This window comes from Colwellia sp. RE-S-Sl-9 (assembly GCF_048296855.1).
In the GTDB taxonomy this organism is placed as follows: domain Bacteria; phylum Pseudomonadota; class Gammaproteobacteria; order Enterobacterales; family Alteromonadaceae; genus Pseudocolwellia.
In genome coordinates this window covers 2,886,455-2,911,730 of record NZ_CP182631.1, presented here as the reverse complement: position 1 = coordinate 2,911,730, position 25,276 = coordinate 2,886,455, and the positions used below count along the sequence as shown (strand labels likewise).

The 25,276-nt window shown below is 36.1% G+C and carries 23 protein-coding genes and 1 tRNA gene; 8 read left to right on the top strand and 16 right to left on the bottom strand.

Annotation, left to right across the window (positions count from 1 at the left end):
• Window positions 1–3 precede the first annotated feature (3 nt).
• Window positions 4–3,147, bottom strand: a complete 3,144-nt coding sequence (locus tag ACM9HF_RS12585) for an efflux RND transporter permease subunit (protein ID WP_473608860.1) — start codon at window positions 3,145–3,147, stop codon at window positions 4–6.
• 9 nt (window positions 3,148–3,156) lie between these two features.
• The gene (locus ACM9HF_RS12580; protein ID WP_473608856.1) at window positions 3,157–4,326 is read right to left on the bottom strand and encodes an efflux RND transporter periplasmic adaptor subunit; all 1,170 of its coding nucleotides are present in this window, start codon (window positions 4,324–4,326) and stop codon (window positions 3,157–3,159) included.
• 119 nt (window positions 4,327–4,445) lie between these two features.
• Between ACM9HF_RS12580 and ACM9HF_RS12575 the strand changes: the two genes are divergently transcribed.
• Window positions 4,446–5,393: a LysR family transcriptional regulator gene (locus ACM9HF_RS12575; RefSeq protein WP_473608851.1), complete on the top strand. Its 948-nt coding sequence runs from the start codon at window positions 4,446–4,448 to the stop codon at window positions 5,391–5,393.
• A 29-nt stretch (window positions 5,394–5,422) separates the two neighbouring features.
• Here the strand turns inward: ACM9HF_RS12575 and ACM9HF_RS12570 are convergent, their stop codons facing one another.
• The 4 genes from ACM9HF_RS12570 to ACM9HF_RS12555 form a co-directional block, all read right to left on the bottom strand.
• Entirely contained in the window at window positions 5,423–7,423 is a 2,001-nt protein-coding gene (locus ACM9HF_RS12570; protein ID WP_473608848.1) for a putative bifunctional diguanylate cyclase/phosphodiesterase, read from the bottom strand.
• 9 nt (window positions 7,424–7,432) lie between these two features.
• On the bottom strand, window positions 7,433–8,050 hold the full coding sequence (locus ACM9HF_RS12565; protein ID WP_473608844.1) for a hypothetical protein: 618 nt from the start codon (window positions 8,048–8,050) through the stop codon (window positions 7,433–7,435).
• 289 nt (window positions 8,051–8,339) lie between these two features.
• A complete protein-coding gene (locus tag ACM9HF_RS12560) occupies window positions 8,340–9,206 on the bottom strand; it encodes a PI-PLC domain-containing protein (protein ID WP_473608839.1) in 867 nt (288 codons plus the stop codon).
• Window positions 9,207–9,262: 56 nt separating this feature from the next.
• A complete protein-coding gene (locus tag ACM9HF_RS12555) occupies window positions 9,263–10,240 on the bottom strand; it encodes a putative porin (RefSeq protein ID WP_473618302.1) in 978 nt (325 codons plus the stop codon).
• Window positions 10,241–10,496: 256 nt separating this feature from the next.
• On the opposite strand from ACM9HF_RS12555, the gene ACM9HF_RS12550 reads away from it, so the two are divergent.
• Window positions 10,497–11,705: a multidrug effflux MFS transporter gene (locus ACM9HF_RS12550; RefSeq protein ID WP_473608836.1), complete on the top strand. Its 1,209-nt coding sequence runs from the start codon at window positions 10,497–10,499 to the stop codon at window positions 11,703–11,705.
• Between the two features lie 349 nt (window positions 11,706–12,054).
• Here ACM9HF_RS12550 and ACM9HF_RS12545 read toward each other — a convergent pair.
• Together ACM9HF_RS12545 and ACM9HF_RS12540 are read right to left on the bottom strand one after the other, a co-directional pair.
• Window positions 12,055–12,130: transfer RNA gene (locus tag ACM9HF_RS12545), tRNA-His, on the bottom strand.
• A 104-nt stretch (window positions 12,131–12,234) separates the two neighbouring features.
• A complete protein-coding gene (locus ACM9HF_RS12540) occupies window positions 12,235–13,089 on the bottom strand; it encodes a universal stress protein (RefSeq protein ID WP_473608832.1) in 855 nt (284 codons plus the stop codon).
• A 122-nt stretch (window positions 13,090–13,211) separates the two neighbouring features.
• On the opposite strand from ACM9HF_RS12540, the gene ACM9HF_RS12535 reads away from it, so the two are divergent.
• On the top strand, window positions 13,212–14,378 hold the full coding sequence (locus tag ACM9HF_RS12535; protein WP_473608829.1) for a cation:proton antiporter: 1,167 nt from the start codon (window positions 13,212–13,214) through the stop codon (window positions 14,376–14,378).
• 49 nt (window positions 14,379–14,427) lie between these two features.
• Here the strand turns inward: ACM9HF_RS12535 and ACM9HF_RS12530 are convergent, their stop codons facing one another.
• Together ACM9HF_RS12530 and ACM9HF_RS12525 are read right to left on the bottom strand one after the other, a co-directional pair.
• Window positions 14,428–14,886 carry a hypothetical protein gene (locus ACM9HF_RS12530; RefSeq protein ID WP_473608825.1) on the bottom strand — a complete coding sequence of 153 codons (459 nt, stop codon included), beginning with the start codon at window positions 14,884–14,886 and terminating at the stop codon, window positions 14,428–14,430.
• The gene (locus ACM9HF_RS12525; protein WP_473608821.1) at window positions 14,877–15,845 is read right to left on the bottom strand and encodes a magnesium transporter CorA family protein; all 969 of its coding nucleotides are present in this window, start codon (window positions 15,843–15,845) and stop codon (window positions 14,877–14,879) included. The genes ACM9HF_RS12530 and ACM9HF_RS12525 overlap by 10 nt, the downstream gene beginning before the upstream one ends.
• A 187-nt stretch (window positions 15,846–16,032) precedes the next feature.
• Between ACM9HF_RS12525 and ACM9HF_RS12520 the strand changes: the two genes are divergently transcribed.
• From ACM9HF_RS12520 to ACM9HF_RS12500, 5 genes are read left to right on the top strand one after another with little or no spacing between them, the layout of a single operon-like run.
• On the top strand, window positions 16,033–17,067 hold the full coding sequence (locus tag ACM9HF_RS12520) for a DUF21 domain-containing protein (RefSeq protein WP_473608818.1): 1,035 nt from the start codon (window positions 16,033–16,035) through the stop codon (window positions 17,065–17,067).
• A gap of 22 nt (window positions 17,068–17,089) precedes the next feature.
• Window positions 17,090–17,878 (top strand): DUF432 domain-containing protein, encoded by a 789-nt coding sequence (locus ACM9HF_RS12515; RefSeq protein ID WP_473608814.1) that lies wholly within the window; start codon window positions 17,090–17,092, stop codon window positions 17,876–17,878.
• 9 nt (window positions 17,879–17,887) lie between these two features.
• Window positions 17,888–18,745, top strand: a complete 858-nt coding sequence (locus ACM9HF_RS12510; protein ID WP_089024864.1) for a mechanosensitive ion channel family protein — start codon at window positions 17,888–17,890, stop codon at window positions 18,743–18,745.
• A gap of 29 nt (window positions 18,746–18,774) precedes the next feature.
• Window positions 18,775–18,996, top strand: coding sequence for a DUF1285 domain-containing protein (locus ACM9HF_RS12505; RefSeq protein WP_473608807.1), 222 nt, complete (start codon window positions 18,775–18,777; stop codon window positions 18,994–18,996).
• Between the two features lie 26 nt (window positions 18,997–19,022).
• Window positions 19,023–19,322, top strand: coding sequence for a DUF1285 family C-terminal domain-containing protein (locus ACM9HF_RS12500; RefSeq protein WP_473608803.1), 300 nt, complete (start codon window positions 19,023–19,025; stop codon window positions 19,320–19,322).
• A gap of 21 nt (window positions 19,323–19,343) precedes the next feature.
• On the opposite strand, the gene hemN is transcribed toward ACM9HF_RS12500, so the two are convergent.
• The 6 genes from hemN to ACM9HF_RS12470 form a co-directional block, all read right to left on the bottom strand.
• Window positions 19,344–20,714, bottom strand: a complete 1,371-nt coding sequence (hemN, locus tag ACM9HF_RS12495; RefSeq protein ID WP_473618301.1) for an oxygen-independent coproporphyrinogen III oxidase — start codon at window positions 20,712–20,714, stop codon at window positions 19,344–19,346.
• 123 nt (window positions 20,715–20,837) lie between these two features.
• Window positions 20,838–21,326, bottom strand: a complete 489-nt coding sequence (locus ACM9HF_RS12490) for a DUF2489 domain-containing protein (RefSeq protein WP_077340005.1) — start codon at window positions 21,324–21,326, stop codon at window positions 20,838–20,840.
• An 8-nt stretch (window positions 21,327–21,334) separates the two neighbouring features.
• Window positions 21,335–21,922, bottom strand: coding sequence for a Der GTPase-activating protein YihI (gene yihI, locus ACM9HF_RS12485; protein ID WP_473608797.1), 588 nt, complete (start codon window positions 21,920–21,922; stop codon window positions 21,335–21,337).
• A 228-nt stretch (window positions 21,923–22,150) separates the two neighbouring features.
• A complete protein-coding gene (locus ACM9HF_RS12480) occupies window positions 22,151–23,935 on the bottom strand; it encodes a M61 family metallopeptidase (RefSeq protein ID WP_473608793.1) in 1,785 nt (594 codons plus the stop codon).
• A 66-nt stretch (window positions 23,936–24,001) separates the two neighbouring features.
• A complete protein-coding gene (gene purU, locus ACM9HF_RS12475; RefSeq protein WP_473608789.1) occupies window positions 24,002–24,862 on the bottom strand; it encodes a formyltetrahydrofolate deformylase in 861 nt (286 codons plus the stop codon).
• A gap of 88 nt (window positions 24,863–24,950) precedes the next feature.
• Entirely contained in the window at window positions 24,951–25,178 is a 228-nt protein-coding gene (locus tag ACM9HF_RS12470; protein ID WP_077340010.1) for a VF530 family protein, read from the bottom strand.
• Between the last annotated feature and the right edge of the window lie 98 nt (window positions 25,179–25,276).

Sequence of the window (25,276 nt, the reverse complement as noted above, 5' to 3'; positions counted from 1 at the left end):
GATTTACTCTTCAACCTTTTTCTTTGTGCTTTTAGCTAGCAGCATATAAAAAACTGGGGTAAATAAAAGTCCAAATATGGTTACGCCTATCATGCCTGAAAATACTGCGTTACCCATAGCATGACGCATTTCTGAACCAGCGCCTGTTGCTAAAACTAAAGGTACAACCCCCGCAGTAAATGCAATAGATGTCATCAATATAGGACGTAAACGCATACGACAAGCTTCGATAATGGCATCAATATTTGATAAGCCTTTATCATGTTGGTCTTTAGCAAATTCCACCATTAAAATGGCATTTTTGGAGGCTAAGGCAACCAATACAATTAATGCTATTTGTGTAAAGATGTTGTTGTCTGAGCCTACTAACCAAACACCTAATAACGCAGAGAATATTGTCATAGGCACAATTAAAATAATGGCGAGTGGTAAACGTAAACTTTCATATTGTGCAGCAAGTACCATAAATACTAAGAGTACAACCAGTGGGAATACGTAAACCATAGTATTACCGGCTAATATTTGCTGATAAGTTACGTCAGTCCATTCATATTTAATACCTTGTTCTAAGGTGTCAGCTAAAATAAGTTCGATTGCTGATTGCGCTTGATCTGAGCTGTATCCTTGAGCTGCACTTCCGTTAAGCTCTGCACTTGGGTAACCGTTATAGTGCATTACACGATCTGGACCTATCGTTGGTGTTACCGTTAATACTGAGCCGAGTGGTACCATATTACCTTGGCGATTACGCACTTTTAAATTTAATATTTGTGCTGGATCTTGACGAAACTCAGCATCTGCTTGTGCATTTACTTGATAAGTACGACCAAATAAATTGAAGTCATTCACATAAGCAGAACCTAAATAAACTTGTAATGTATCGAATACTTCATTTAGTGGTATACCCTGTATTAAGGCTTGTTCACGGTCAATATCAATATCCATTTGCGGCACTTGAATACGGAAGCTTGAAAACATACTCGTTAAAGCGGGATCTGCATTTGCTTTTTTAATAACCGCTTGTAAGTTGTTAAATAACACTTCAAAGCCTTTGTTTTCTTGATCTTCCAGTTGTAGTTTAAAGCCCCCTGTTGAACCTAAACCACGAATGGGTGGTGGTGGAAATACCGCAACAAATGCTTCATCAATCGCCATAAATTCTTTGTTCATTCTTCCTGCTATTGCTTTAGCTGATTCACCAGGGCCTTGTCTTTCTGAGAAAGGTTTTAAAGGTGTAAAGATAATTGCGCTATTTGGTGTATTAGCAAAGCCGTTTATTGATAAACCAGGAAACGATACAGTATGAGCCACACCCGGTACTTGCAGCGCTATTTTCTCCATTTGTTTAACTACGGCTTCAGTGCGATCTAAACTTGCGGCATCAGGCAATTGTGCAATAGCAACTAAGTATTGTTTGTCTTGTGGAGGTATAAACCCACCCGGCACTTGGTTAAACAAAGTAATCGTGCTACCTAATAGTGCAATGTAAACTATACCTACAATCAAGCTCATACGAATAAGTTTTTTAACCAGCTTTTCGTAACCTTTTGCACTACGTTCAAATACACGGTTAAAAGGTTCGAATAGCCATTTACCAAATAACATATTTAATAAACGTGTTAATTTATCAGGTTTACTATCATGAGATTTTAATAAAAGAGCCGCCAATGCGGGCGATAAGGTTAACGAGTTAAAGGCTGAAATAAACGTTGAAATAGTAATAGTTAAGGCAAATTGCTTATAAAATTGTCCTGATAAACCTGAAATAAAGGCTGTAGGAATAAATACAGCGCCAAGTACTAGAGCTATAGCAATAATAGGGCCTGTTACTTCTGTCATTGCAACACGTGTTGCTTCAAGTGGACTTAAACCTTTTTCAATATTTCGTTCTACGTTTTCTACAACAACAATAGCGTCATCCACCACGATACCTATGGCGAGTACTAAACCAAAGAGTGATAGAGTATTAACAGAAATACCTAACCATTGCATAACGGCAAAGGTACCCACAAGTGAAATAGGTACAGCAATCAAAGGAATAATAGATGCGCGCCATGTTTGTAGAAATAGAATTACAACAATTACAACAAGTACTATGGCTTCAAGTAATGTCGTTATTACAGCGTCGATTGAGCCACGAACAAATATTGTAGGATCGTAAACAATGTCGTATTCCACACCTGCAGGAAAGTTTTTAGATAAACGTGCCATGGTTTCACGCACTTGATCAGACAATTCTATTGCGTTAGATCCTGGTCTTTGGAATACAGGCATAGCCAGTGCTGGTTGCCCATCAAGTAATGCGCGTAACGAATAGCTGCTTTGTCCTAGCTCTACTGATGCAACGTCTTTAAGGCGTGTAATTTGACCTTGTTCACCTATTTTTATAATTACGTCTTCAAATTCTTCAATGCTGCTTAAACGACCTTTTACATTTAATAAAATTTGAAATTGGTTGTCGTTTGCTGATGGTTGAGCACCTAAGCTACCTGCGGCTACTTGTTGGTTTTGTTCACGTAGTGCACTTAACACATCATTTGCGGTAAGAGATCGAGCAGATAGAGCGTCAGGATTTAACCAAACACGCATAGCATATTGGCTACCACCAAAAAGTCTAAAGTCACCTACACCCGGTAAACGTGTAATTTGGTCTTTTATATATAAGTCAGCGTAGTTAGCTAAATAAGCTGTGTCATGCGTTTTTTCAGGAGAAAAAAGATGTACAACCATTGTAAGATCTGGAGACGACTTTTCAGCGACTACACCTAATCTTTGTACTTCTTCAGGCAAGCGTGGTAAAGCACTGTTTACACTGTTTTGTACTTGGGTTTGTGCTCGGTCTAAATCGGTACCTAAAGCAAAAGTTACCGTTAAAGATAAACGACCATCGCCCGTTGCTTGAGAAGACATATACAGCATGTTTTCAATGCCGTTAATTTCTTGCTCTAATGGTGTTGCAACGGTTTGGGCTATTACCGTAGGGTTAGCTCCCGGATAATTAGCGGTTACAACAACGGTTGGAGGTACGACTTCAGGGTACTCACTTATGGGTAACTGAAATAAGGATATACCACCACCAATTAAAATAATAAGTGATAGCATGGCCGCAAAAATAGGGCGTTCTATAAAGAAATGTGAAAACTTCATTTTTAACCCTTAGTACTTGGCAATTAAGTTGTCGGTATCGATTGAACTTAACGTAAAGGCAATACCTTCACTATCAATCGTAACCGTATTTGGGTTAATTGGCATACCAGGTCCTACACGAGCAGGGCCATTTACAGCAATAACATCGCCTTTAGATAAGCCAGAGGTAACAGCACGTAATTTTCCGTAACGTTCGCCTACTTCAACAAGTCGGTATTGCAAAACATTATCTGCACCAACAACTAAGATAAAATTATTTTCTAAATCAGTACCAATGGCTCTAGCCGGAACAATCACTTTTTCAGTAATGGCATTTGCAGCAACTTTGATACGAGCAAAAGAACCCGTACGTAATTGGTGATCTACGTCTTCAAATACGGCACGTACACGTAAAGTACCTGTAGATGGGTTAATGCGGTTATCAATAAAATTAATGTACCCAGTATATGAAAACTCTTTTTGCCCAACTTTTTGCATAACAACTTTTTGCTTGGTTTCTGCGGTAACGTCGCTGAAAGCTTCGTTCCAAGTGCGTTCGTCTATGTCAAAGTAAGCATACATGCGCTGGTTTGAAACAATAGACGTTAATACGCTTTGGCCAGCAATAATATTATTGCCTTTAGTGATATTAGCGCGAGATATAACACCGTTAATTGGAGAACGAATTGAGGTGAATTCTAAATCAAGCATAGCGGCTTCAAGTTGAGCGTTTAATGCGGCAACTTGTGCTTCACTCTGGCGTAGTGTTGATTCACGCGATTCTACTTGTTCTGTTGAAATAGCTTTACGTTCGGCGAGTCTAATTGCGCGTTTTGCTTCGCTTTTAGCTTGCTCTAATGCAGCTTTCGCACTCATAACCTGTGCTTCTAAGCTTGATACAACAGCAGTAAAAGGTCGGTTATCCAGCTGAAATAATAAGTCGCCTTCTTTAACTGAGTCGCCTTCTTTAAAAGCGATATGGTTGATAACACCTGATACCCTCGGCATCAATGCAACTTCTTCAGGTGATTCTATACGTGTTGTATAGGTATGCCAGTTTTGAACTGGTTTAACTAATACTTCAGCTACATCAATAGATTGAAGAGGGCGTTGCCCCTGTGCTTGCGCGGCTTCTTCGCTACACCCCGAAAGTGCAATGGTTAAAACGAATGCAGTAGAAATAAGAATATATTTGAACATTTTAGAACTCCTTTAATAATGATCTGATCATACGGAACAAGCTTGTAGATAAAAAGCCTATATTTTTACATTTATTAGTGCCAAAATTGCACCAATAAGATTGAGGCAGGGTATAAATTATGGATACAACCAGTCGGTTACTTATGCTGTTAGATGTTATAGAAAGAGGATCTTTTGCTAAATCGGCAGCATCGCGCAATATTGATCGCTCTGTTATATCTAAACAAATCAGTCGATTAGAAGAAGAGTTAGGTGTTCGGTTATTAAATAGAACGACACGTTCGTTTTCTTTAACGGCTGCTGGCGCCGAAATGGTAAAGAAGGCAGAGCAACTTAGAGAACTGCTAGGAGAAACCGTTAGGTTAGCTGAAAATTACCATCAAGAGCCTAGAGGTATTTTAAAAATAACCTCGTCGAGTATTATTGGCCGTCGATTTATACAGCCAGTAATTAACGACTTTCAAAAGCGTTTCCCGCAAGTAGAAATTGAATTACATTTAGATGATCAGCTCGTTGATGTTGTAGCTGAAGGATTTGACTTGGCTTTTAGAATGGGCGAGCCTAAAGATTCTTCGTTAATTGCCCGTAAAATTGCCCGTAATCGATTAATACTCCTTGCTTCGCCAGAGTTTATTGAAACTTATGGTATGCCCACTTCAATAGAAGAGCTAGGTGACTATCCTGCGGCAAGTTATTGGAGCCAATCGATTCGAGTTGAGAGTATTCGCTACTACAATGAACAGAACCAAGCATGTGAACTAAAAACTAAAAGTACGTTTAGGGCAAATGATGGGGAGGTACTATTAATGAAGGCATTATCGGGAACGGCTTATGTTTTAGCGCCTGCTTTTGTTATTGAAAATGAAGTTAAAGAGGGTTTACTTATACCGTTTTTAACAGACGTTAAATTGATGGACTATAGCCCGATGTATGCAATATATCCTCATCGAGATTTACCGGTAAGAACACGTTTGTTTTTTGATGCTGTAAAAGATTACTTAGGTAAAGAAATTCCTATATGGGAAAACTCTATTCCTAATTTTGAACAGTTGTATCAGGGGAAGTAGTCAAAGTTCAGGTTAAGTATCTTTGTGTTTTAAGCTAAAGGCTCAGGTTTTGCAAAGTAATAACCTTGCCCATAATCTACGCCTAGTTTAGTTAAAGCATCAACAACTTTTTTATCTTCAATATGTTTAGCGATCACTTGTTGGTTCATTGTTTTAGCCACAGCACAAATAGATTTAATGGCGCTGTAATCAAGTGGATTTTCCATCATATTTTTAATAAGGGAGCCATCAATTTTTATTTTATTGGTTGGAAACTCTATCAAAGAAGTATGGAAAGATTGGCCTTTACCAAGAGTCTCTATGGCAAACTTACAACCTGACGTTTTAATGTTCTCTATAAATAAACAAGTTCTTTGTACATTTTCCATCGCAGTTACTTGAGGTATTTCAAAGCAAATTTTTTCAGCAATTGAAGGGTTATTCGTCATTTTTTCTGAAATAAAAAGCTCTAAGTCGGTATCAATTAAAGAATGCCCAGATAGATTAATAGCTATTGTATTAATATTGACCAGTTGTTCATGATGCTGAATAAAATGATCACATACGGCATTAACAATCCAGTGGTCTATTTGACTAGATAACTGATAACGTTCAGCAATTGGAAAAAAACTTGCAGGGTTAACGAGTTCACTTTGCGTATTTTTCATTCGCAGAAAAATTTCAAAGTGTTTTCCAGTTGTTTGGTTTTGAAGGGGGGCAATGTCTTGTTTATATAATACAAATAAGTTGTTGTCTATCGCGTTATGTATTTGTTGAACAGGCACCATATCTTGGCGTTTATCTAAAGGATTTTTATTATTTATATCAAATAAATGTATGGTATTTCGGCCAGCATTTTTCGCTAAACTACAGGCTACGTCAGCAGAGTGCAGTAGGTCGGTTGTTGTACTTTCAGTTATTTTTGGTGCAATACCAATACTGGCACTCAATTTAAAGGTTTCCCCTTCCCAGTGGTAGCTTAGATCATTAATATTTTCTTTAATGTTATTGGTAATTTGCATTGTTTTTTCAACACCACAATTTTTAATTAAAATGGCGAATTCATCACCGCCTAATCTAGCTACAGTGTCGTAGGCCCGCACGTTGCTTTTTAATATTCGAGCCACACTTACGAGTATGTCATCACCTGCAGCATGGCCACAGGTGTCGTTAATGGTTTTAAAATAATCTAAATCGATAAAACATAAAAAGTAGTTGTGTGCTTTGTCGTTTATTATTTCATTTAAATTACGTTCAAATGCTCGTCGGTTTTGGAGTTCAGTTAAAGGGTCGTGAGATGCTTGATGAAAAAGCGTTTGTGTTAAGTGTTTAAAATCATTACTCAGTTCTATAATTTCTGTTGGTGCATTGTTGGTGGCTTTAAAATCGTCACCTGCTAGTGCGCGGTGCGATGAATAAATTAAACCATTAAGGGGTTTGCAAATTTTGCTATTTGCCCACCACCATAAAGCGACAATAAGTAAGAAAAATATACCTCGGGCGATCCACCTAATTTTGTTCATAAAGCGCTTTTCTGTTTCGAGGTTAAGGGCTTCTTGAGTGATAAGGGTATTTGTTTCCTGTAATAGCAACTGAATATCTTCAGATAAAGTTAAGCTGATAGGATCGTATTCTTCGAGTAAGGTACTTAAACGTGTTTCGAGTTGATCTAAGGGAATAGATCCAACAATGTCGAGGTAGTCATTAATTTTATCTACATTGACAAGCGATCGTTTAATTTCAGTAGCAAACTGTTTAAAGTGATTTTCAGTAGATATTGCGGCAAGCTCATTGCTGAGATAATACCCCATGTTTTTTGCGCCATAAATAAGATAGGTGTTGCCTGACGCCACGACTAAATCGGTTGATACTAAGAACTGAGCGGCACTGTTTTCAATACGCTCAAGATCTTTAGCCCATAATAAACTTTTGCTGTATTTTTCAGCTAACGTTTGAACATGATCAAAATAATAACCTAATACTTGTTCTAAGGTGTAAGCACCGAGTAAGCATGAAAATACAAGTAAAGCGAGATAGCTTCTTATTCTCATGGGCGCTCTTTAATGATTAATAGCTGCAATTTGTTCAATATCTTTTTTCCAGCTGATATCGGTAATAGCGAGTGTTTTTAATGCTGAACGTAGCGTTAATAACGCAAGTTGAGGAGTTTGACTAAAAGCCCTTTTTCCTTCTGGTGAAAGCATTTCTCCCTTTTTACTGAGTAATACTTTTAATTGTGAGAGTGTTTTACCTTTTAATACCTTATTAATGCGTTGTATTGTATTGTCGTTACATTCGGGGCTACGACAGCGTTGGAAATAAAAGCCTTTGATACTTCTATCAACATTCATTGCCCATGCAATTTCAACTAAGCCCCATTTTGCCCATTCAGACCGAGCTTGTAAAAAACCTACATGCTTATCATCTTTATAAAGTATATATAATGTATGTTTACCCACTTCACTTTGATGAATCGTAAAAGGTAGTTGTTGTCTAACGGTTTGGCGGTCTTCTTCGGTAACGGTAGTGACAACAGAACGAAATTGATAGCCTTGATCGTAGATCATTTGGATAGCAGAGATGGGATCTCTTAAGGAACAAAAGGCAGCATGAACTGTTGATAGAGTAAATACCTCAATGATCAACAATAGTATTACGGCATTAATTTTATTTTTCATGAATATATCTGCCATTAGATTTCGTATATAGGTTGTAAACTTTAAAGAGGATAATATCAGCTTGAATTATAAAGGTATCAACTTGCCCTTATACTATTGTAGATGTTTTTTAAGTTTATGCCTGTCTTGAAAAGCTTTATTCTTGTTGCTCTATTTACATAAAATGGCTATGCCACAATCCAACGCCTAAATTAAATCGCGTTTAATTTAAATAAAATTTATATCCAAAAGGTCAACACGCTCTAAATTAAAGTGCTCGGTGTTCTTATTCTTTAAAGGGAGGTTGCCCTCAATCATAACAAGTGTTGACATTAAAACGATTGATACTTAAATCTTTTCCTATTAAGGCAACTCGCACATTGTTGTTATTAACTAGTGGCTGAATTGTTTCCATATGGACTGGTACATGAAATATAAATATTGGAATATTACCTAGAATTTTTTGACCTTTTTCACCATATGTTGAATTTCCGATTTCACCATACCCCATTGCCATGGCTGTAATGTTATAAAAAGAGAAGCCGATTTTATAAATGTTTAGTGATAAAGAGGCTAATATATTATTTTCTTTTAAAGGAAATATTGCCAGAATTGTTTTAAAACCTGCATTTGTATATTGCGATAAAATACTGGGGTTTGAACCCTCAATATATAAACGATCTTTAATATTATCTAATTTAGTAATGCTTAAAAGTCGGGTGATTGCTTGCTGAGTTTGTTCTTCATTTAATTTATCTAGGTTTTTATAGTCTAACCAAAAGTATTTGTCTTTACCCAACTCGGATAAAAAGTGCTTCAATGTTAAAAGTTTTCCCGACTTTTTGGGATAAACATATTTCCCATTAGCATCTTTTTTAGGATGGTCATGCGAAATAATAAATTGATCTAAATCTACATCAAAATGAAAATCGACTTCGGCACCAATGGCTCCGTGTTCAAATGCTCGCCTCATACTAACCAAAGAATTTTGCTCGCTTCTCTGATTGTAAAGTCCGCGAGCAGACCAAATTTTATTGCAATTTTGATAGGTGTCGAGATATTTTCTGTGCTCTAACTGATGATTAACATAAGCAAGTAAAACATGGTAAGAAATAACAATGATAATGGTGAGTCCAAGCGCTATTTTCTTCTTGGAGAGCTTTTTTCTATGAGACATAATTCACTTACTTATTTGTGCTGCCTGAAGCATAGTATTATAAATCTTTTTCAGTACTACATTCTATACCTAAGTTGTACACTTAAAAGAGGACTAATGTCTATTGTTGGCGTGTCTTTTAACTTGTTTTTGTATTGGGCACTAACGTCAAAGCCTTGATAACTTAGCCATTGAATACCAACTAACCAATAACTTGTTGAGTGGGTTTTATTATTTACCTCGTGGTTAGTTTCAGTGTTTTGATAACCTAATTGAAAATAGCTTGAAAGATTTTCTTGTGGGTTTTTCCATCGTGTTTCAGCAAAAGAATTGAGTGTATCGTTTCCTGCTGTTTTACCAATAGACGATTCAAACATAAATTGCCATTGGTAATAATAATAGGAAGCATCTATTCCTATTTTTTTGCGGTTTGTAATACCATTTCCATCTAATACATCACCGGTAAACCAAGATATTCCTGCGACTAGGTTTTTATTACCAAGGGTGCCTACACGGCCTGAAAATATATGGGGATTGCCAGTGCTTTTAACTTCATTACCAGAACCGCGAGTTAGCGCTATTTCATATTCTAAATTAGGTAAAATTCCGTTTACTGATACCCCCCAATCTGCTTTTATTCCGCGATCACTTGTTGTGAGTTGGCGTAAGGTGCCATTGGTGTCTATTTGGTACTCTAAACCGAAAGGTACTTCAAAGTGGCCCACTCGAATATTGAATTTACCTTGGCTTAAGCCCGTATAGTTAAAATTAGCAATACGCCATGTAAGTTGTGTGTCGTTGCCATCATCAAAAATAAACGGTGCTTTTTGTTCGTTATTTAACTTAACAATATAAGGTTGAAAGGTAAGGGTGCCTATGTCTTGTGTCGCATTACTAAAAATACTATGAAAATCTAACCCTATAACATGCATAAAAGCATTTTTATTTTTATCTGCGTTGTGGGTTATTCGAGTGGAAGCATCAATAGACCATCGGCTATTTTCAATAAAAGATGCCGCATATAATGTATGTGGTAGGAAAATCGAACAAAACACGCTCAAGATTATGCAGTTTCTTGAAACTTTTTTTAGAAGGTACAAATTACTGTCCTTAATTTGATTTTGATTAAACAAAGAGTTACTTGCTTACATTACATTGGGACTCAAGGTATAATTAACCTTCATATTGTAGTACAGATGGGAAGTAACGATGCAATATTGTTTTTATAATGCATCTTATTTTTATCACGTCGTATTCTTCATTTTTCGTCATTAGCTTTAATTATCATCTTTATATAATCAAGTGGGTTTCATGTCATTAGAAAAATCATCTCCTAAACAAATACTGTCAGATAAGTGGTTAGCTGTTTTGTTAGCACTTTTGGTCGGCATTACACCATTTTCATTAGACAGTTATTTACCAGCAATACCTGCCATGGCTGAAAGCCTTAGTGTTAATGTGCATGTGATAGAACAAACATTAGGTATTTTTTTATTAGGTACTGCATTTGGTCAGTTGTTTGGGGGGCCAATTTCTGACTTTAAAGGACGAAAATTTGTTTCGACAATAGGGCTTGTTGTTTTTTTATTTTCTTCCTTAGCTATTTACTACAGCACTAATATTCAACAAGTTATGTGGCTTAGGTTTATACAAGCTATTGGTGCGGGCATGGCTTTAGTTGTTGTTGGTGCTATTGTTAGAGATACATATGATGGTGCAAAAGCGGCGGGGCTTTTTGCTTTGATCGGTTTAATTATGATGGCGGCACCTGTTCTTGCTCCTATTGTAGGTGCTGTTTTACATAATTTTTATGGTTGGCGTTCTATCTTTTTATTTTTAACGGTATTTGGTGGGGTATTGTTAATATTAAATACGCTAATGTTTAAAGAGACGAATCAACAAACCAGTAAATTTACGCTAAACACGCTTAAAAAAATTAGTCAGCAATATATTGTAGTATTTAAAAATAAAGAAGCGCTTGGCTTTTTATTTTTTGGTGCCTTAAGCTTTTCGTCAATGTTTGCTTTTTTAACGGAATCTCCGTTTGTTTATATGACCCTTTATGAAGTAGAACCAGAAATTTATCCCATTCTTTTTGGTGCTAATATTATTGTAATGGCGATATTTAATCGTATAACAGCTCAAAAATTAAAAACAACTCAACCGGTTAAAATTTTGAAAGTTGGAGTGTGCATTCAATTTATTGCTAACTTATCACTATTTATTGCCGCTTTTTTATTCAATACACCATTGCCAGTAGTTGTATGTTTAGTGATGTTTTCTGTAGGTTCACAAGGGTTAATTGTTGCTAATATTATGTCTTGTTATATGGATCATTTTCCAACAGGTAGCGGTACAGCTAATGCAGTATTGGGTACATCACAATTTTTATTTGCTTCAATAGTCGGCTGGATAACCACGTTATTACACAACGGCACATTAATGCCAATGGCAACTATGATGTTTGCATCTACCGTTGTGGGCATTATTTTATTAGTGAGTTTTTCAAAAGTTAAATAACCTCAGCTCGGGATAAGCAAAGTTACTCAACAAGCTATTTTTACGTCTAACTTCGTTGAATTTATTACTAATAGCCAGCTATTAGATAGAAAAATTCGCCTTGTTATACACAAAAATATCAATGTTGAGAAGCTAATATAGCTTAGGAAAACAACGATACATATTAAATTTTTGATAAATAATAACTTTAATTCATTCGCTAACATTCATTAACCCGAGTTGAGGTTAAATAATGAAAGAAATACTTTTTGACGTAACTAATGTTTAGCGTTTATTAAGTTATATAAGAACTTGTGAACGGAATATTTAGATTTTAGTGAAAGTGATGAAAGTATTTTGATTTAAAAAATGGGGTGGCTAAAGGGACTTGAACCCTCGACAACCGGAATCACAATCCGGGGCTCTACCAACTGAGCTATAGCCACCACTGATATTACTTGAAGCGCCCAGTGATAAGGCGCGAGGATTGTATTGTATTTTGCTGTTTGATATCAAGATAAATCTACAATTTATTCGTATTTAATTACTTTTAATGCTTAATCAGTAATACATCACAAGGTGGTTCGCTTAATAGTGCAGTTGTTGTACTGCCAATCCACAATTGTTCTAGTTTATTTCTCGCCACTAATCCCATAGCAAGTACATCAATATGATGGTGCTGTATGTATGCGGTTAAGGCTTCTTCTGGAATGCCTTCTAACAATATGCATTGTTCATTTTGGAGTCTTAGTTTTTTTGCAAAAACTTCTAATCCGTCGTTATGCATTGCAAGTATTTTATTTTTATATTTAGTGAGTACTGACGCAACGTAGTAACAATGAGCTACGGTTAATTTTGCCGTTAATTTTTGTGCCCAATGTTGCGTTAATAATACGATGTTGTCGTCTATTTTCCCTGGGCGAGCATGTTCATGTAATGGATCAACTGCGGCAAGTATGTTGACTGGATGTTTCCACGCTTTTTTATTTAATAGTAAAACAGGTGCGTTGATATCGGTAAGTTGTTGAAAAATAGGGTGACGTTTAGCTGAAATATTATCTTCTATAATAACAAGGCTGTTGCTTGTGTTTTTTATTGTGGAACTGAGAGCCGCAAAGTAGTTTGCTGATTGGTTAATAGTTACTTCAACTTTAATAGCATTCATGGTGAAAAATTTAAGCAATTGCTGTTGTTTTTGTTCTATTGTAGTTAATAACTCTTGCGATAATGTATCTTTGTTATTTAATAAATGCCAATATCCGCGGCCTGTTAATTGTGCACTTGCGTCAATAACAATTTTTACAGGTTTTTGATGAATTTGGGCAAGTTGAACAACTTTCTCTAATGACGTGTTTTGATAATAAAACCGACTATCAATAAACCAAATTAATTGCTCTGTTATCATATATAGTTGCACCTTAAGGACTTTCACTTGAGTATATCGTAATAATTTAATTTGTTTACCATTTTTCAAGTGTTTGTCATGTTTTTATATTTTCCATAATACAGTTTAACTACAGGATAATTATGCATTTAGATCCCTTTATGCCGCAAATGGTGAGTATTATTTTTATTGTACTCGCACTAGGTTTTGCTCTTAAATTATTGCATCAGCCTCATGTTGTTGCTTATTTAATTGTGGGTATTGTGATTGGCCCATGGGGAATGGGACTGGTAAGTGATACCGATAGTATTAGTCGTTTAGGGGCTGCGGGTGTTGTTTTTTTATTGTTTTTTGTCGGTATGGAAACCGATGCTAAAAAGTTAGTAGAAAATTGGAAACTGGCTATTTTTGGTACTCTGCTACAAATAGCATTAAGTGTAGGTTTTGTTTGGATGCTCGGCTTGTATTTTCAGTGGGGTATTGAACGGGTTATTTTAATTGGTTTTGTGATCAGTTTAAGCAGTACGGCAATTGTGATCAAACTGCTACAAGACAGCAATACGTTAGATTCTAAAGTTGGCCAAGGCGCATTAGGAATATTGCTTGCGCAAGATTTAGCGATTATTCCTATGTTGATTATTATTGGTTTATATAAAACGGACGCGGTAGAAAGTGCCCATATGGGCAAGCAAGTTTTTGGCTCTATTGTGGCGGCAATACTTTTAGCTTTTATTATTGTGAAAAAAGTCGTGCATATTCCGTTAGCTAAGTGGCTTAAGCATGATCATGAATTACAGTTATTTGCGGGTTTAGGTATTTGTTTTGGTTTGTCTATGCTGACGGCGTGGTTTGAACTGTCTACTGCTTTAGGCGCTTTTCTTGGTGGGATGTTAATTGGTGCAGCCAAAGAAACGCAGTGGGTGCATCATAATTTGAACCCGTTAAAAGTGCTTTTTGTGGCATTGTTTTTTATCTCGGTGGGAATGATGCTTGATGTTGATTTTTTAATGGCTAATTGGATTCAAGTTATATCATTAGTGTTGGCGGCGTTAATAACCAATACTTTTATTAATGCGGGTATTTTGAAAATTTCTAATTTTTCGTGGAAAGAAAGTTTATACGCTGGCGCTTTGTTATCGCAAATAGGAGAGTTCAGTTTTGTGTTAGCGGCAGTGGGTAATCAAGCAAATATTATTAATCAATATGGTTATCAGTTAGCGATTTGTGTTATTGCTTTATCGTTACTTATTAGCCCGCTGTGGATTGCTTTAAGTAAGAAATTAATAAAATACGAAGAGACAAAAAGTTAAGTAACTTAATGGTTACCGTAGCAAATGTTACGGTAACCATTAATAAACGTTATAGCTGTTGCAGCGCCATCATTATTATATCGCCAAAGCCCCAAATGATTGTGCCAAAAATAAGTAATAGGCCTTCAATAATACCCACATTAAATTTGATTGAGTTCATCAAATTATTTGCTTGGTCGGTAAAATCCCCTTCAATATCGGTTAATTCTTTTTCAATAAAGTCTTTGTCAGCCTTTATTAATCTAAGCTTACGCTTTTTTTGTAATAGCTCTACGCGCTTTCTAATTTGTAGTCGGCTGATCAGTAGGCGTTCCTGAATAATACCTGAGAAACCCGACATAATACCAAGTACAACCACTAAACTACCTGAACGTGATAACCATTCTTTATTTAGTAAGTTTATGGTCGAAAAATAATATCCTAAACCCAGAATAACAAAGCTGAGCAACACGATAATAACTTGGCTGCGAGTGCTCATTTTGATGGGTATTTTTACATCTAAAGCCATTTTTTCTTCTTAAATAATAATATTAAACTGGTGGCTAAAAAGCCCATAAAACCGAGTAGATAAAAGTATCCGTGAGTGACTTTTAATTCAGGTATGTATTCAAAATTCATCCCGTAAAGGCCAGCTAAAAAGCCTAATGGAATAAATATCGCGGTGATCACCGTTAATACTCGCATGGTGGCATTTAGTTGATGAGAAGTTACCGATAAATAGCCATTAATTAAATCGCTACAAATATCGTAATGCATTTGCGACAAGCTTAATAAGCGCTCTATACGTTCATGTACATCAATAACGGTATGTAGATCCGCTTGGTTAATAATAGTGGTTTCATCGGTAACTAATATTTTTAGCTCAGCGCCAATATTACTGTGGTAGCTAAAGGTTCGTTTGAGCTTGGTTAGTCTTGATTGATACAAGGTGATTTCTTGCATCATTTTATCATCGCCACCGAGTTGAAATTTATCTTCAAGCGCTTCTAGCTTTTCTTCAAACTCAAATAATTTTTGTAGATAAATACCACAACTGTAATGAAAAATTCTTAAAGCGAGTGTGATTGGGCTTTTACCTAAAAAACCTTCACCTTCGGCACTGAATAAACTGTTTATTGATAGAGAATCTTTTGCATGGCTGGTAATTAATACGTTGTTACTAACAAACATACTAATTTGTAAATGATCAAATAATAAATCGTCTTTTGGCTGATAAATACCGCGGTAAAGCATAAAGATATAATTTTTAAACAGCTCTATTTTAGGGGGGTGACGGTCTCTTTGAGCATCTTTTATTGCTAATGAATGACAGCCAAGCTCTTGTAATAATAGTTTTTCTTGCTCTTTGTCATGCGAATCAATATCTATCCATAAATAGGTGTTTGAGTCTGCGCGCCACGTATCAATTAATTCTTCAGCACCATAAATACAGGTTTTATCTGCTTTTAAAAGCATACATTTAATCATCAGATTCTCTTTCTTAAAGTGTTACACATAATGGGATTATTAAATGACAGTATATAGTGATATTACGAGATTTGTTTAACGAGTTATTTTTGTTAGCTTGTTCAAAATAATTAATTATCTTTACCTAGGTATACTCTATAGACTACTAAATTAGTCTTTATACTCAATATTATTCATTCGGTGTCATATGTCTTTAGATATTATCAGCTGGGTTGCCATTGCCTTATGTATTTCGCAATCTGCTATTTTTTCAGGGTTAAATATAGCGTTATTTTCGCTAAGTCGATTACAGCTTGAGGTTGAATCAGCAAAAGGAAACAAAGCCGCTAAAAACGTTTTAGCTTTACGAAACGATTCTAATTTTTTATTAACCACTATTTTGTGGGGAAACGTAGGAATTAACGTGTTGCTTACGTTATTGTCTGATTCTGTGCTTGCTGGTATTAGTGCCTTTATGTTTTCGACCATTGCAATAACGGTGATTGGTGAAATTACGCCACAGGCTTATTTCTCAAGAAACGCATTAAAAATGGGGAGTATGCTATCTCCTGTGATCAAGTTTTATCAAATATTATTTTACCCTGTAGCTAAACCTACGGCATTAATACTTGATGCTTGGTTAGGTAAAGAAGGTATAACGTATTTAGCTGAAAGCGAATTGAGCAGTATTATTCGTAAGCATATTGAAGCTGAAGAAACAGATATTAACCATGTTGAAGGTATTGGTGCCCTTAACTTTTTTAAACTTGATAAAATTTCAGTCGCTGAAGAAGGTGAGCTGATTGATCCTGATTCTATTATTGCGTTGCCAACTAAAATGGATTTACCGATCATTCCTGATATTTCTTCAGGGCCAGATAATGAGTTTCTACAATTATTAAATAAATCAGGGCATCGTTGGGTCGTGTTAACCAATGAAGAAGGTGACCCTTTGGTTGTGGTAGATTCGGATGCCTTTTTGCGTGATGCGTTTTTAGCTCCTGAGAAGTTTGATCCCTATAAATACTGTCATCGTCCTACAATTATCACAGACGATTCAACAATGTTAAATAATGCCATTATAAAAATGAAAATGAGCGAGTCTGTAGATCAGTCTTTTGATGGTGTAATTGAGCGCGATGTATTGCTTATTTGGGCTGAAAATAAACGTATTATTACAGGGGCTGATATCTTTGGTTTATTATTAAAAGGTATGCAACCACAAGAAGTATTGCTGACGTAAACTGATTTTTAGGTTAATAAAAATGCAAAATACACCATGGTGGGGAATAGTTGATATTCCAGAAAATAATAGTTTTTTATTAGAAAGTACCAATTTTACCCTCGCTGTTGAACACAAAAATAAAGAATGGTGTGTTCACATTAAACGAGATAATAACGCTAATGCTGAAGCGCCTGAAAATACATTTACGCGTACGCAGGGATCGTTTTCTCCTGAAGACTTTAGCGATGTTAGTAGGCACATAACCAGTGGTAATACTCACACGGTAGAAATAAAACCAAGTTTGGCAGATAGAACTGTGGTGTGTCGGCCTAAATCGCCGATTACCATTGTACCTGGTGCAAGTGTGGTTATGTATTTAAGCACACCTATTTGGTTAACAGTAAGCGTGAAAGATAAAATGGTTACTCTACTTAAAGAGGTTGCCACACAACGTTTGTCTGATACCTGGTTTGGTGCGTCTACCCGAGAAGGTGAACTGTGTTATGCCAGTCAAACCATTGGGCGTTTAGATATTGATAAACTTCCTTTCAGAGAGCAACGAGCCGTAACTCCCTTACTTATAGAAAACAAAGCAGATAACGATTTGATTTTTGAAAGGATAGCTTTACCCGTGCCATCGCTTTCATTATTTACTACGCCATCAGGCCAGTTATGGACACAAAATGTAACGCTAACTAGAGAAAACGATGGTGATTTTGCTAAATTAAAACTAGGTGCACCTCAACCTGATTCTATCTTAGTTAACGGGCCAAGAGTTAACTTAGGTCATGGGCAATTAATACGAGCGTTTAGTGCAATATTTAGTTAGAGAAATACTATGAATGAAATGTGGATATACCTGAACGAACTCTTTAATAGTGAAATGCTGGTTAAGTTTTTTCGTGCTAGCGCTTTGCTTATTGTGGGCTTTATTGTGGCTAAATTAGTCAGCCGTTTTAGTGCGCAATTTATTAATAAAATTTTTACGCCGCATACCAGCCAGTTAATCCAGCGTGGAATTTATTATTTACTGTTTATACTTTTTATTTTTTCAGCCTTGCTTGAATTAGGGTTTAATTTAAGTTTACTGTTAGGTGCCGCGAGTGTATTAACTGTAGCGATAGGTTTTGCTTCGCAAACATCAGCATCAAACTTTATTAGTGGCATATTTTTAATGGCTGAACGCTCTTTTGTTATTGGTGATGTGATTAAGGTAGGTAGTACCGTAGGCGAAGTGTTATCGATTGATTTGCTGTCGGTAAAAATTAGAACCTTTGATAACTTGTTTGTGCGATTACCTAATGAGTCGTTAATTAAATCTGAACTTACTACACTGACTAAGTTTCCTATTCGACGTTTAGATATGAAGATAGGTGTGGCTTATAAAGAGAACATTAAAAAAGTAAAAGATATTTTAGAAAAAGTCGCTTCAGCCAATCCGCTGTGTTTAGAAGAACCTAAACCCTTGTATATTTTTCAAGGATTTGAAGATTCTTCTTTGTCATTACAGTTTTCAGTATGGGCAAAAAGAGAGAACTTTTTAGAGTTAAAAAATAGTATGTACGAGCAAATTAAAAATGCTTTTGATGCTGAAGATATCGAAATACCTTTTCCGCATTTGTCTTTATATGCAGGAAATAAAACAGAACCTTTTCCGATCACCATATCAAAGCAGGAAAAGCGTAAAACTGACTAGAGTTCAGGTTATCCACAAAGGGGAGTGATATGTCGTTAGAAAACATAACGTCGCAATTAGGAAAATTAGCTGATGGTAAGTCGTCTAAAATACCGCCTGTTGAATTATGGGATCCGCCTTATTGTGGTGAAATCGACATTGTCATAAAAGCCAATGGTGATTGGTTTTATAACGGTACTATTTTTAAACGGTTAGCTTTAGTTAAGCTGTTTGCATCGGTTATAAAAAAGAGGACAACGATTACTTTTTAGTTACTCCGGTAGAAAAAGTAAAAATAGTGGTTGAACAAGCTCCTTTTGTATTAACTAAATGGGAATGGCAAGATGCGGAACAAACCAATATGTTGGTTTGTACTAATGTAGATGATGAGTTTGTTTTAGATAAATCGCATGCTCTAACCTTTGACGACAAAGGGGAAATGTATATTACCGTAAGACGTAATTTACAGGCCAAAGTACATCGAAATGTTTATTACCAGTGGGTTGAAGCTGCACAGCAAGTTGAAACAGAAAAAGGCACTGAACTTCTATTTACCAGTGCCGGTTGTGATTTTAGTTTGGGGGTTATTGAGGAATAATTTAGCCTCTACCGTTTTATACTAAATAACTCTTGAAAAACGTTGTTGGTTAATGTGTTTTTTCATGTAAATATCAAACGACATACAAATATTACGTACCAGTAATCTGGCTTGTGGCGCAATACGAATAGAGTCTTCATTATTATTTACTAAACCGTCTTCAATAAAGGTGGTTAGCATGGGTAAGTCGTCTTTAAAATAGTCATTAAAGTTAATGTGATATTTTTGGCTAAGCGCATTTTTATCTAAAAATAAATTACACATTAACTCTCGTATAACTTCTCCTCGAATTATATCGTCTTGAGTCAGCGCTACGCCTTTTTCTAATGCGTGTTCTTTAGTTTCTATTTCGTGATAATAGGTTTTTAAATCTTTAACATTTTGGCTGTAAACATTGCCAATACCGCTGATAGATGAAACACCTAAACCTAATAAGTCACAGCTTCCTTTCGTTGTGTAACCTTGGAAGTTTCTGTGAAGCTTGCCTTCTTTTTGTGCAATAGAAAGTTCGTCGTCTGGCTTGGCAAAGTGGTCCATACCGATAAATTCATAACCATAGGCACATAGCTTTTCGATGGCTAAACGCATAAGGGAAAATTTTTCAGTAACACTAGGTAACCATTCATCTCGTAATTTGCGTTGTGCGGCAAAGCGGCTAGGTATGTGCGCGTAACTGAACAGGGAAATACGATCTACGTCCATTTCTTTGGTTTTGTCGAGTGTGCGGGTAAAGGTTTCTATAGTTTGATGAGGTAAGCCATAAATAAGATCAATGTTAATTGATTTAAAACCTACGGCTTTTGCATGCGCAATAAACTGCTCGATAAACTCGGTAGACTGCACTCGGTTTATGGTTTGCTGTACTTTTTCATCTATGTCTTGTACGCCAATACTTAATCGATTAAAGCCTAAGCTGTATAAGTGCTCTGCTAGGTTTAGCTCTATTTCTCTAGGGTCAATTTCAATACTCATTTCTACTTTGTCAGCAAAATTGAATTTGTCTTTGAGTAAACTTACTAGGGTTGTCATTTGTTCATGAGTTAAGAAGCTAGGTGTACCACCGCCCCAATGCAGTTGTTTTACTGTGTAGTTTTCAAATAGTGGGGCGCGCGAGCTAATTTCTTTGGCAAGGTATTCTAAATAGGTGTCTGCTTTACTTCTGTGGCGAGTAATGACTTTGTTACAACCGCAGTAATAACAAAGGCTATGGCAAAACGGGATATGAATATATAGCGATAATTCTCTGTTAGGAGATTGTTCAATAGCTTGAATTAAGTCAGATTGAGTGAATTGGTCGTGAAACTCTAAAGCAGTAGGGTAAGAGGTATATCTTGGGCCCGCAGTATTGTATTTATTGAGTAATTTTTCATTAAAAAACTGACTTACCTGCATCACATCACACCTAAATTATTGAACCGTTAAAGTATTCTACGGTATTGATTAGGTGTGATTGTATCAATTGCTACATTAGTAATAGTTGATCTGACTCAAGCTTTGTTCTTTGTGTTCGTCATACTACACAGAAATAACACTAAGCCTTTCATTAGCGTACTGATGAAGTTCATTAACGTCTTGTTGAATTTTAGGTTTTAAATCGGCTTCAAGTTTCATACGTTCAAAATCAAGTTTCATACGTTCTTGTTTAGCCAGCTTTTTACGTTCTTCTAAAATAGGCATATGCTTAATAGCATTATATAGCTGATAAACAGAAGGAAATAGGCTTTCTAACTCGCTGCTTAATTTAAGCGAGTCTAATAGCACAGATAAACGCCAACAGCCTTCAGATAGGTCGCATTGCTCTTCTTTCATGGCTCTTACAATAATAACAACACTTTTGAGTATTTTAGTGTCGTGTTGTTTTAACGACGCTTGTTTTTCTTGTTCGGCAATGGCTTGATCTGCTGTTTGCTTTTTTAGGCGAGACATCAGCATGCCAGCATAGATTGCAAGCGGAACAATAATGAGTAAAGCTAAAACAATATAGAGCCAATAATCTTTAAGCATGGTTACTCCTATTCGTATTTAGACAAATCGCTTTTGTCTAAAGAATCCCATAAGTCGTCTTCGTCATCACTAGAGCGTTCTGCTTCGTCTTGCTCGTCTTCATCTTCATCATTCCAGCCAAGTAATTCACGTAACTCTTGATGACGATCCATTTTCGCATTGAAGTAGTTAATTTGCTCTTCGGTTAGCTCTTTATCTTCTTCTTGTAGCGCAAGAATAGTTTGTAATTGCGGATCATCTTCAATGGCATATAACTCGTCTTCTAATGCCGTTGTGGGTAAAGCTTCAGGCTCAACCATTCTAATTGCAGCAATAGGGGCTGATTTTTCTTTTTTAGGTTTATTAGCGATAACCTTTGGTGCATCTTTGGGTGTTAAATCAATTAATTTTTTGCTGCCTAAACGTGGATCTTTGGCCGCAGAGTTTGTTTGATTTTGATTCTTGTTTTCAAAAGCTTCTTTTTGGCGATTACCCGCTTCTTTACCTACTTTCTTTTTCGGTTTTTTAGCTGTTGGTACGATAAGCTTTTTATCGGCTTCTGAAAGAACTTCTCTTCTACCAACACCAGGTTTTCTTGATTTTTTAACGCGTGACATGTGAATACTTCATTTAAAGTCTAATGGTTCTATTTTACTCGATTAATTGCTAAACCGCGATAGCTAGTACGATACATTCATCATTTAGGTGGGATTTATACCTGTTACCACTGAAACCTGCATCTTGAATGGTTACGGGTATAAGAGCTTTCATTATGAATATCATGACTTTTATAATATTCACAATGAAAGGAAATCATTTAATTAACTCGCACTTAGGTTATTCATTTATGCACTTAGCACATTACGCCATTTTTGGCTGAGTTCTGCATCTGTTTCGGTAATCGATATAGCGGATGTAGGAGAGTCTATAAAGGTAATTGGATTTTCAATAAGTTGATCATCTCTAAAGTAATGACAAGTGACTTTACTATTTTTAGGTAAATGTTCAGCTATATTTTGTAATGATTTTTCTGTTGCTTGCATGCTATCTACGGCGATTATGATGTCATTTACCGCTAAGCCAGCATCGGCTGCTGGGCTATTTTCTACCACTTGTGTTACTTTTAGCCCTGATGGTGTAGCACTATAAAGAGCACCAATGAAGGGGACATATTCATTTGTTGTGCAAGTTTCTAAACTATTGAGTTTGCTAAATTTACTAGCACTAAAATCAATACCTACATTGTTAAGTAAAGGTGCTAAGTTTACGCGTTCTGCATTGTGTAGCATTTGGGTAAATTCATCACGTATATCAGCATTACATAATACATTCGCTATATTGATAAAGTCGTCTTCACTTGTGCCTATATTGGTTCGGCCAAAGTGGATCCATAACTCTTTCATCAAGTTGTCTAAACTGTATTGCCCGTTAGACTTTTCTCGTATAGTTAAATCTAACCACAGGGCGATTAAAGAACCTTTAGTGTAATAACTGACAATATTATTTACCGCATCTGGGCCTTGTTTGTAAAATTTGGTCCAGGTATCAAAGCTTGAATCAGCAACACTTTGCTTTAATTCGCCTTGGCCTCTAAAGACACGAGTTGCCGTTTTAGAGAGTATTTTTAGGTAGTCGTTAAACGAGATAAGTCCGGTACGATACAGTGAAAAATCGTCGTAATAAGAAGTTATACCTTCGTATGCCCAAAGCTGTGTTGTGTGTGTTTCTTGTTGTAGATTATAAGGAATAAACTCTTTAGGTTTAATGCGGCAAACATTCCAGGCATGAAAATATTCGTGCGAACATAAACTTAAAAATGTACGGTATTCTTCTGTTAATTGGTCAGGTTTATTTGGATTAGGTAAGTCGAAGCGGCTTGCTTGTAATATGGTTGAGTTTTTGTGTTCTAAGCCACCAAATCCGTTAGCAAGCAAATGAGTAATAAACCAATATTCTTTAAAAGGTGCTTCACCAAACATACTTATATGGTGTTGGCATAATTTGGTTAAGTCGTCTGCTAAACGGTTTAAGTCGCCATAGTGTTCGCTGGTAAACACGGCGTGATGAGTTACACCTTCAACCACAAATTCTTTGCAGCTAAAGTTACCTATAGCTACGGGGCCGTCAATAAGCTCTTGGTAGTTTTCAGCCGTGTAAGTACCAAATTCATATTTTTTTGTGCTGTTATGTCGGGTGAGCCCTGTCGCTACTTTCCAGTCTTTAATGCTTTCAGGTGCTTTTATTTCCAATTCGCATGGTTGTTCAGCTAATTCTTCAACTTGTAAAAATACTGAGCTGCCATTAAAAAAACCACGTTGGGTATCTAAATAGGCGGTTCTAACCGATAGATCGAAAGCGAATACGGTGTAGTTGAGGGTTATTGTGGTATTCGTTGTTGAGGTGATAAACCAAGTTTGTTTGTCGTTTTTAATAAAGGTAAAAGGGCTGTTATCGCTTGTTGTAGCATTAATTTCAATAATGTTTTTAGCAAAGTCGCGGATCATGTAACTGCCTGGAAGCCAGCTAGGTAATGACAAGGTAAATTGTTGATTAGCAACAGCGTTAAAAGATAAAGAAACTGAAAATAAGTGGCTGTTAATATTTATTGGGAAAATGGAATAGTTGATCATGAAAAATTACGCTACATTGAAAAAGGTGCTTCAATGTAGCAGAAACTTGGACGTTTTTGAATTTCGTTAGGTAAGAATAACGGTTTTATCGCCATTTAAACAAACACGTTGTTCGGCATGTTCTTTTACGGCTTTACAGATTGCTGTCGCTTCTAAATCATGACCTAAATGTACCATTTGTTCTATGGTGAAGGTGTGATTAATCGGTTTAACTTCTTGTACAATAATAGGACCTTCATCTAAGTCAGCGGTTACGTAATGTGCCGTTGCACCAATTACTTTTACGCCACGTGAGTGGGCTTGATGATAAGGTTTAGCGCCTTTAAAACTTGGCAAGAAAGAATGATGAATATTAATGGCATTACCACGAAGTTTTTCACACATATTGTCTGAAAGAATTTGCATGTATCTGGCGAGTATTAAAAGTTCTGAATTTGTTTCACTGATAATATTTAATATTTGTGCTTCTTGCTCTGCTTTGGTGTCTTTTGTTACAGGCAGGTAGTGGTATGGAATACCATGCCATTCTACTAGCGATTGACAGTCTAAATGATTAGATACCACAGCCACAATATCAATGGGCAATACGCCTGCTTTCGATTTTGTTAATAACGACACTAAGCAATGATCGTATTGAGACACAGCAATAACGACTTTAGGAAAGCGGTCTTTATCTCTCAGGGAATACGCCATATTTAATGGCTTAGCTAGCTCTTCAATGGCTAATCTAAATTCTGCAATAGGCACCGTTAAATTACGATCGTCAAAAGCGATACGTGAAAAAAAGGTGTTGCTGTAAGGGTCACTGTACTGAGATGTTTCAGTAATGAAAGCACCATGCTCAAATAAGCTTTGAGTAACTTTGGCTAATACGCCTGAAGTATCTGGGCATTGCCACGTTAGTATGTAATGGTTAGTTTGAGTCATGTTTATCGTTATTAAGTGTTGAAAGTTGATTAATTGGTCATATTTTTACATTTTTTGTAAGAAAACAACAGATTTTAGTGATGTTAGATTATTCATTAAAATGAGATTTATTTTTAATGTATAACTCTTCCACTTTCTCTCTTGCCCATGGCGTTTTTCTTAAAAACGTTAAACTTGATTTGATACTAGGGTTATCGGTAAAACATTTAATTTTAATTTGTTTGCCAAGCGCCTCAAAACCAAAGTGTTCAACTAGTTGTTCTACAATAGCTTTTAGGGTTATACCGTGCAATGGGTTGTAGGGTTGATTATCCAAGTGAGGGTCTCGTTATTGATTTTAAAGTAAGTTTATCATATGGATTATTTTTACCGTTAAATAAAAAAGCAGAACATAGTTGTTCTGCTTTTTGGTTT

Bases quoted from the DNA above. Each gene is read 5' to 3' on its own strand.
- ACM9HF_RS12540 (WP_473608832.1), bottom strand. From the start codon at position 13,089: ATGATAACAGAGCAATTAATTTGGTTTATTGATAGTCGGTTTTATTAT.
- ACM9HF_RS12525 (WP_473608821.1), bottom strand. From the start codon at position 15,845: ATGATTAAATGTATGCTTTTAAAAGCAGATAAAACCTGTATTTATGGT.
- ACM9HF_RS12580 (WP_473608856.1), bottom strand. From the start codon at position 4,326: ATGTTCAAATATATTCTTATTTCTACTGCATTCGTTTTAACCATTGCA.
- ACM9HF_RS12490 (WP_077340005.1), bottom strand. From the start codon at position 21,326: ATGCTTAAAGATTATTGGCTCTATATTGTTTTAGCTTTACTCATTATT.
- ACM9HF_RS12585 (WP_473608860.1), bottom strand. From the start codon at position 3,147: ATGAAGTTTTCACATTTCTTTATAGAACGCCCTATTTTTGCGGCCATG.
- ACM9HF_RS12515 (WP_473608814.1), top strand. From the start codon at position 17,090: ATGCAAAATACACCATGGTGGGGAATAGTTGATATTCCAGAAAATAAT.
- ACM9HF_RS12570 (WP_473608848.1), bottom strand. From the start codon at position 7,423: ATGAGAATAAGAAGCTATCTCGCTTTACTTGTATTTTCATGCTTACTC.
- ACM9HF_RS12575 (WP_473608851.1), top strand. From the start codon at position 4,446: ATGGATACAACCAGTCGGTTACTTATGCTGTTAGATGTTATAGAAAGA.
- purU (WP_473608789.1), bottom strand. From the start codon at position 24,862: ATGACTCAAACTAACCATTACATACTAACGTGGCAATGCCCAGATACT.
- ACM9HF_RS12520 (WP_473608818.1), top strand. From the start codon at position 16,033: ATGTCTTTAGATATTATCAGCTGGGTTGCCATTGCCTTATGTATTTCG.
- hemN (WP_473618301.1), bottom strand. From the start codon at position 20,714: ATGCAGGTAAGTCAGTTTTTTAATGAAAAATTACTCAATAAATACAAT.
- ACM9HF_RS12480 (WP_473608793.1), bottom strand. From the start codon at position 23,935: ATGATCAACTATTCCATTTTCCCAATAAATATTAACAGCCACTTATTT.
- ACM9HF_RS12530 (WP_473608825.1), bottom strand. From the start codon at position 14,886: ATGGCTTTAGATGTAAAAATACCCATCAAAATGAGCACTCGCAGCCAA.
- ACM9HF_RS12565 (WP_473608844.1), bottom strand. From the start codon at position 8,050: ATGAAAAATAAAATTAATGCCGTAATACTATTGTTGATCATTGAGGTA.
- ACM9HF_RS12550 (WP_473608836.1), top strand. From the start codon at position 10,497: ATGTCATTAGAAAAATCATCTCCTAAACAAATACTGTCAGATAAGTGG.
- ACM9HF_RS12505 (WP_473608807.1), top strand. From the start codon at position 18,775: ATGTCGTTAGAAAACATAACGTCGCAATTAGGAAAATTAGCTGATGGT.
- ACM9HF_RS12510 (WP_089024864.1), top strand. From the start codon at position 17,888: ATGAATGAAATGTGGATATACCTGAACGAACTCTTTAATAGTGAAATG.
- yihI (WP_473608797.1), bottom strand. From the start codon at position 21,922: ATGTCACGCGTTAAAAAATCAAGAAAACCTGGTGTTGGTAGAAGAGAA.
- ACM9HF_RS12560 (WP_473608839.1), bottom strand. From the start codon at position 9,206: ATGTCTCATAGAAAAAAGCTCTCCAAGAAGAAAATAGCGCTTGGACTC.
- ACM9HF_RS12535 (WP_473608829.1), top strand. From the start codon at position 13,212: ATGCATTTAGATCCCTTTATGCCGCAAATGGTGAGTATTATTTTTATT.